General features: G+C 37.4%; 7 protein-coding genes and 3 pseudogenes. 8 read left to right on the forward strand and 2 right to left on the reverse strand.

Annotated elements, in window-relative coordinates; genetic code table 11:
* The first annotated feature begins 430 nt into the window (after positions 1 to 430).
* From ETB99_RS02385 to ETB99_RS02420, 8 genes and pseudogenes are all read left to right on the forward strand, one after another.
* Complete coding sequence (locus tag ETB99_RS02385) at positions 431 to 1,921, forward strand: malate:quinone oxidoreductase (RefSeq protein WP_171699804.1); 1,491 nt, start codon at positions 431 to 433, stop codon at positions 1,919 to 1,921.
* Positions 1,922 to 2,011: 90 nt separating this feature from the next.
* Positions 2,012 to 2,191 (forward strand): hypothetical protein, encoded by a 180-nt coding sequence (locus ETB99_RS02390; RefSeq protein WP_043966531.1) that lies wholly within the window; start codon positions 2,012 to 2,014, stop codon positions 2,189 to 2,191.
* 75 nt (positions 2,192 to 2,266) lie between these two features.
* Complete coding sequence (locus tag ETB99_RS02395; RefSeq protein WP_043966532.1) at positions 2,267 to 2,713, forward strand: MarR family winged helix-turn-helix transcriptional regulator; 447 nt, start codon at positions 2,267 to 2,269, stop codon at positions 2,711 to 2,713.
* A 68-nt stretch (positions 2,714 to 2,781) separates the two neighbouring features.
* Complete coding sequence (locus ETB99_RS02400) at positions 2,782 to 2,943, forward strand: hypothetical protein (protein ID WP_171699805.1); 162 nt, start codon at positions 2,782 to 2,784, stop codon at positions 2,941 to 2,943.
* Positions 2,944 to 3,062: 119 nt separating this feature from the next.
* Positions 3,063 to 3,425, forward strand: a complete 363-nt coding sequence (locus tag ETB99_RS02405; protein WP_253263524.1) for a HipA domain-containing protein — start codon at positions 3,063 to 3,065, stop codon at positions 3,423 to 3,425.
* A 4-nt stretch (positions 3,426 to 3,429) separates the two neighbouring features.
* Positions 3,430 to 4,184: pseudogene (locus ETB99_RS02410) on the forward strand (HIRAN domain-containing protein).
* Positions 4,185 to 5,115: 931 nt separating this feature from the next.
* Positions 5,116 to 5,346, forward strand: a pseudogene (locus ETB99_RS02415) (PCYCGC motif-containing (lipo)protein); the annotation flags it as partial.
* 136 nt (positions 5,347 to 5,482) lie between these two features.
* Entirely contained in the window at positions 5,483 to 6,205 is a 723-nt protein-coding gene (locus ETB99_RS02420) for a ZIP family metal transporter (RefSeq protein ID WP_171699806.1), read from the forward strand.
* Positions 6,206 to 6,416: 211 nt separating this feature from the next.
* Here the strand turns inward: ETB99_RS02420 and ETB99_RS02425 are convergent, their stop codons facing one another.
* Positions 6,417 to 6,866 carry a hypothetical protein gene (locus tag ETB99_RS02425; RefSeq protein ID WP_050368667.1) on the reverse strand — a complete coding sequence of 150 codons (450 nt, stop codon included), beginning with the start codon at positions 6,864 to 6,866 and terminating at the stop codon, positions 6,417 to 6,419.
* A 183-nt stretch (positions 6,867 to 7,049) separates the two neighbouring features.
* Positions 7,050 to 7,286 (reverse strand): annotated as a pseudogene (locus ETB99_RS14905) (insertion element protein); the annotation flags it as partial.
* Positions 7,287 to 7,368: the final 82 nt, after the last annotated feature.

Genomic DNA, 7,368 nt, shown 5'->3' on the forward strand with positions numbered 1-7,368 from the left:
TCAATTGAATGTGTACAAACGTTTCGTGTTGATTTGGGTGGCGGTTTTAAGTGGATGATCATGATCTTGTTTCATCTCCTTCATCTCCTTCTTGTAATATATGTCGAGAAATGTCGGATATATTATGTGTTTATTATAGCATGAAGAAGTTAGATTTCATTTGTATTTTCAGAAAAATATTTAGGACGATGCACCTTTCCAAAAATAAAGCTAGCAAAATATCAAATTATTTTGTAAAATCATTAAAAAGAGAATATTGTTTCTTTTTTTCGAACATATGTGAGTATATTCGTTTTTATTTAATTATTTAATTATATAAACATTTTTGTAATCGTGTAGAATGATAGTGACATACTATAATTGAAATGTGTTATAATAAATGTGGAGAAGTTTTTGGTCGAATCGATGGGAACGTTTAGGGGGTCCAATGATGAAAACAGATGTGATTTTAATTGGTGCGGGGATTATGAGTGCGACATTAGGGACGTTGTTGAAAGAGTTAGCACCAGAGTGGGAAATTGCTGTGTTTGAAAGGCTTGGTCAACCGGCAGATGAAAGCTCGAACGAATGGAACAATGCCGGAACAGGTCATGCCGCACTTTGTGAACTAAACTACACAGTTGAAAAAGCGGACGGATCAATTGATGTAAGCAAAGCGATCAAAATTAACGAACAGTTTCAAGAGTCGCTCCAATTTTGGTCTTATCTCGTTCAAAATAAGCACATTCGCAACCCGAAGGACTTTGTTATGCCAATTCCGCATATGAGTTTCGTGCAAGGGGAAGAAAATGTTGCGTTTTTGAAGAAGCGGTTTGAACAGATGGTGGATAATCCTTTGTTTAAAGGGATGGAGTTTTCTGACGATCCGCAAAAATTAAAAGAGTGGATTCCGCTAATGATGGAAGACCGCATCGTGACAGAACCGATTGCAGCGACGCGGATTGAAGCGGGAACGGACGTCAACTTTGGCGCTTTAACGCGCATATTATTTGAACATTTAGAGCATAAACATGTGAATTTGTATTATAAGCATCATGTAGAGGATATGAAACGAACAAGTGACAACTTATGGGAAGTAAAAGTGCGCAATTTAGCGACTGGTGAAGTTGAAGTTCATCACGCGAAGTTCGTCTTTATCGGGGCAGGTGGCGGAAGCCTACATTTGTTACAAAAGTCAGGTATCCCTGAAGGAAAAGGAATCGGTGGCTTCCCAGTAAGCGGACTATTTATGGTGTGCAACAATCCAGACATTATCGCGCAACATCATGCGAAAGTGTACGGCAAAGCGAAAGTTGGGGCACCTCCAATGTCTGTTCCACATCTCGATACACGTTTTATTGACGGTAAAAAAATGTTATTGTTCGGGCCGTTCGCTGGCTTTTCGCCGAAGTTTTTAAAGAACGGATCGATGTTCGATTTAATTACGTCTGTTAAGCCACATAATGTGTTGACGATGCTCGCGGCAGGAGCGAAAAACATGGCGTTGACAAAATATTTAATTGAACAAGTCATGTTATCGAAAGAACAACGGATGGAAGAATTGCGCGAATTTATCCCGCATGCGAAAAGTGAAGATTGGGATGTCATTATTGCTGGTCAGCGTGTACAAGTCATTAAAGATACGGAAGCGGGCGGCAAAGGCACGCTTCAATTCGGTACGGAAGTTGTTGCCGCCCATGACGGCTCGGTTGCTGCTTTACTCGGTGCATCACCAGGTGCTTCAACAGCTGTTCACGTCATGCTTGAAGTGATTGAAAAATGCTTCCCGAACGAAATGAAACAATGGGAAGCGAAAATTAAAGAGATGATCCCATCATATGGTGTATCGCTAATGAAAAACGAAGCGCTTTTACGCGATGTCCAAACGCTCGCTGCTCAAACGCTTGGCCTAAAAGAAAATATGCCACTTCAAATTGCATAAACATAAAAGGCGGAAGTCGGTGGACTTCTGTCTTTTTTTGTAGCGATCGTGCATGCATTTGTTATAATGGGGGAAAAGGGGGATGAGTGAATGATTTACCTTTGCTTTGTGGTTTTACCGATTATCGCAGGTTTATGGTTTTTTAATTTGGCATTGCTGTTGAAAAAATTGCACCAAGGCCGTGATATTCATAACGAAACGGTGTTAGGTACAGTGTACACAGCGATTTTTGTTTTTTTCTTTATGTACGTATGGATTGGGATGTTATAAACGAGAAAAAAATACTTTTGATTTTTAGTTGCAAAATGCAAATAATAAGCTATAATAAAAGCAAGAGGTGAGAAAATGGAAAATGTTCGCGAACTATTTCACACGATGACGAAACGGCTTGGGTTGTTAGACCGCAACTGCTGCGCCGTTGGCGGGATTGAATTATCGCTTGTGCAAAGCCACATTTTATACGAAATCGACCGCATGAACGAACCGTCGATGCAACAAGTGGCAGATGCGATAGCGATGGATATTACAACGTTCAGCCGACAAATTCAAACGCTTGTCAAAATGAATTTAGTGAAAAAAACACCGTACCCGCAAGACCGCCGCGTCTACATTTTATCGTTAACGCCGGAAGGGAAATACGTCACCGCGAAAATTGACGCAGAAGTGAACGAATATTTAGGAGAAGTATTTTCGCATATGAGCGAATTTGAGCGCGAAACCGTCCTTCGTTCCATTCGCTTATTGAACGAATGTATGGAAAAATCAAGCATTTGTTGCAAACCGCTGTTTTAAGGCAAGAGGAATCTTGCCTATTGCTTGAATAAATAGTTGCATAATGCAAATAAAAGAAGGAGATTCATATGTTCAAAAAATTATTTACACAAAAAGAAAAAGGTTGTTGCGATGTGCAAATTATCGAGGTTAAAGATGACGAGAAAAAGGAAGATTGCTGCGAGGGGAAAGAGGACTGCTGCAAAGAGCAAGAAGATTGTTGCGAAGACGACAAACAAACATGTTGCTAGCAACAAAGTACTAGGGGGGCCTGGTGTTTTTTGCATGGGCAGGATTTTTGGTGAGGATGACGAAGTAAAGAAGTAAAGGAGAAAATTATGAGATAAGTGGTCAAAAAGGAAAGGGGTTTGTGAATATACTAGACGTTAGCCATTGGGAAAAAGATGATAAAAGGCAAGCATCTGGAACAAGACAAAAGTTTTGGTTAGTTAGTCCATATAACGAAAAACGATATTTGTTCAAAATTCCGAAAGAAAATACAGGAGAAGCGTGGGCAGAAGTTGTTGCTTCAAAGTTAGGGGAGTTGATAGGGATAAACACAATGAAAGCACATTTAGCAACTTATAATGGTTTAACAGGTTGTTTACTGGAAAATTTCGTTGTTGCTAATTCGGAGTTTTACGAAGGTGGGGATTTATTTTTTACGATTGCTGAAGATTTTGATCGCTATAACTTAAATTATTACGATTTTTTGAATATAATATGGAGGTGAAAGGATGAGTCGACCTTTTGTACTTTGGCTTATTTGGCAAAACGAAGTACTCGTCAGCGATATCATGTAGGCAATTTAGTGCATCATGAAGGAAAATACATGTTTTATTATGAGAAACATGCGAAGAGAAGAGGAGTTATCGAAGCATTAAAAAACGGATATCATCTACATTTAGCTTTCCCAGATGTAAATAAAGTTTATGTATCCGAGCGTTTGTTTGGTCCTTTCGAAAGACGTTTGCCTGATCGTCGTCGTCCAGATTTTCAAGAAATTCTAAGGGCACACGGCTTATCCGACGATTATACAAATATGGATTTATTACGTGCGACCGTTGGAAGACTTGCGACTGATACGTATGAGTTTGTACCACCCATTTATGTATATGGCAATGAGTTTGACTTTGATTTTTACATTGCTGGATGGAGATATTATGAAGGGGAACGAGTACTTGATCGGTTGCAAGTGGGGGATGACGTGACGCTTCAACTAGAACCGACAAATGAAAAAGATCCGAAAGCGGTTGTCGTATTGACGAAACAAGGCGAAAAATTAGGATATGTCCCCGCTTTTTATAGCGAATTTATGTTTCGGCTTATTGACGAAAGTGGCGGAACATATAAAGCAAATATCCAATTTATTCATCCAAATGCTAATCCGCAGTTAAAAGTAAACGTTTATGTACACGGAACGCTGACGCCAACAATGAAAAAGCTTCAACGAGACATGGTGCATGATATGGAGTTAGTCGTTACGGTGTAGTAGAAAATAACGCAAAACTTTGAGAGCATGGAACAGGCAGCTATCGTCCTTGTTGGAGATGCGAGAGTGAAAATTTTCATGAAGTTTTGTGGAATGGATCCATAGCGGGAGTGGCTATGGATTTTTTGTTCTAACATAATTGCATTATTTTTCACACGACAATAATATAAAGTGAAACGATAAAAAAATGATAAAACAGTAAGTTAACTTAAATAATAGCGTATAATCTTTGATAAATCGTATAAAAAAATGATAATTACCGCCAAAAAATTGGATAAGATTACTAAGATAATAGCATATTCGTTCTTATTTGTCTAGTTGATCACAGCAGTTTGTCCAGAATTATAAAACAATTCCAGATGCAGCATCCTTCTAATTAGACTATTAGAAGGGGATTACAATGATATTGATCAATGGAATGGTGCAGTAGATTTCGTGTTTGTGTCTTTACCTACATCTAAATCGTTTGACATCATCCTTTTTAAAAAAGACATAATAGTTTGCATTGTTGGCGGATGAACCCACTTTCACGAACACGAACAACAGATGATTTCCTTTCCCTAACTGGAAGAAGAAGCGTTTATTATGCCAGAGTGGGGGAGCGATAACAATGTAAGGCGGATTTTAAAGGAAAATCAAGTGCCACCAAAGATCGAAATATGAAGTAGCTGAAAATCAAGCTGATCTTGGAATCAGTATACTTCCTGAAATGCTTTTGTTTCGTGTATCACACATTGTATTTTATTCATTTAGAAAGAGATCATTTATCGTACCATAGGGATTGCGGTAATATCTCTGAAAAACATCTCTTCAGCCGTCAAAAAATTTATTGATTGTGTTAAGTCAAGGTTAAGCAATCACTGTTTTTTTTTATTTTAGAATTATAAAAAATAGAACTATGTGCTAAATAATCAATATAACCAAACAAAAGAAGAGTGCAGGACATAAAAGTAGTATGAATTGCTTTGTCAAAAAAATCAATGAAGATGGTTCTGTTGTCTGGAATGACCACGGTACTCGTTGTGGCGTTTGCTTACAAATCGCCGCGGAATCCATTAAAATGAAACAAGAAGGTATGTCTATAAAGGAAATTCGCCACTACATTGACGAAAAGTACAAAGAAGGTTACGCAAAACCAACTAAAACTCCAATGCCTTTATAATAAACAAACCTCACTTTTCCGAAAACGAAGGCTTTACAATCCTCCCACGGTGGAGGATTTTTTGTTTTCTTAAGGCATATTTTATAAGTTTGGCAGATATAAAAGTAAAGACAACTTAGTACAAGGGGGATGATGGATGAACTCACTTTGGCTTTTAGGGTTTTCTGCTTCTGCTATTGGAATGTTATCTGGCGGAGTGATTGCTTGGTTGTTTAAAGGCTGGCAAAAAGGAACGGCGACCATTTTTTCAGTATGTAGTGGTATGATATTTGGACTGGTCACGATGGAAATTTTGCCTGAAAGCATAGAAATTGGAGGTTGGTTTATTGCTATTGTCGGATTGATTTTTGGTTATTTTATTTATAAGCATCTAGAAAAGGTTTCCCATCATGTGATCATTATTACCAATGACGCTAAAAAAGACTTATTTGTACATTCTGGTCTATTTTTAACATTCAGTATTGCCCTGCACAATTTTCCAACAGGCATCGCACTTGGAGCCAATACTCACGATTCATTGACTAAACCAATGATGACTGCGATCATGCTTCACAATATTCCAGAAGGGATTGCTGTTTTTACTCCCTTGCTGATGGCTGGGTTTGGAATTTTCAGCATCATACTTGGGGCAACCATAGCCTCCGCCCCCATAGGAATTGGAGCCTTCATCGGAAGTAATTATGGGATGGGTGTCCCTTGGCTAGTAGCAATGATTATCGCATTGGCGATGGGGGTAATGCTTTCCGTGACGGGAAAAGAAATTTTTGGAACAGCTTTACGCACATCTACCAAAATATACTGCGTTATCATGGCTGTAATCGGTTTTGTATTGGTTTCATTTTACTTGTTTTTTCTATAAAAGACTTTACTAAAAAGGTGCATGTTAAGTTAACGGGTTCGGTTCAGAAGTACAAAATCAAGAAAAACAGTACAAATAACAGCGTAATTAGCACAAAATTCGAACCAAATTTAACAAAGTAAAAAGCACATTAAAACACTTGGGTTTATTCCAAGCGTTTTAAACTAAAATTATATTGACTTGTTAAATTAAGACTGTTACTAAAATGTTACTACCGTACTTCAATTACAAAGGCATAACTTGAATCTCCCTTTTCCCATCTCGCTGAAACATCATACACATATACACCTTTTTCTTTTGGTAATAGTATCACATTATCATTTATTGGAACATTTTCTGTTTTTTCATTTGTAAGCCATCTATTTACTACTAATGTATTTTCTTTAGGCTCATCTTTGAATTCTATTTTCAATTGGGAATCTGGTGGTACAACCACAGGTTTTAGTTCTTGATTTTTAATGAGTTCTGGCGGGGAACTTGTATCGGCACAAACAGAACTAAGTAATCCATTCCAACAATACGAACCTTGTGCCACTTCTACCTTTTTTTCTCCAACAGTTATGGTTGGTAAAGGTGGTTTAGCACTAAATAGTTCAGTAACAAAATCCCCCCCAATGCCTAACGCAATTAATACTAATAATGTAATTAAAAACTTTTTCATACACTTCCCCCTCATGGGTTAATTTTCCCTTTGCTAATTTTCTGAGTAATCTATATATTCAGTTTAACATAAAATACCAAAATCATTAAAAAGGATTTAGTCAAAAAATATTGATATTTCAGCAAAAAATAAAAAACAAATCGTATACTGATTTGGTCCTATAAAATATCAAATCCCTTAAGGTTATTGCATATAGATTATTTCTTTTAAATCAAATTGTTTTTTTGCAATGCCTAATCGTTGAGCAGGTGTTCCTACTGTCTCCTTTGTTTTGTATGCTAAACAAAAATTGTAGTAAGTCCGAAGTATGGTAAGAGCCATTTGAGCATACTTTGAGTTAAAGTTTGAATAGATATAGCTTTTTCCGTCACCACGTGTTAAAGCCGATGATAAAATCCCCAATATAGCCGGAATAAAATTCCCCACTTACAATAGAACCATAGTGTCAACGAGAGGAGCTATGGTTCATGATTACGAGAGGGGAATTTTTTATGATCAAAGA

Source organism: Anoxybacillus sp. CHMUD, assembly GCF_013096965.1.
Taxonomy (GTDB): domain Bacteria; phylum Bacillota; class Bacilli; order Bacillales; family Anoxybacillaceae; genus Anoxybacillus; species Anoxybacillus kestanbolensis_A.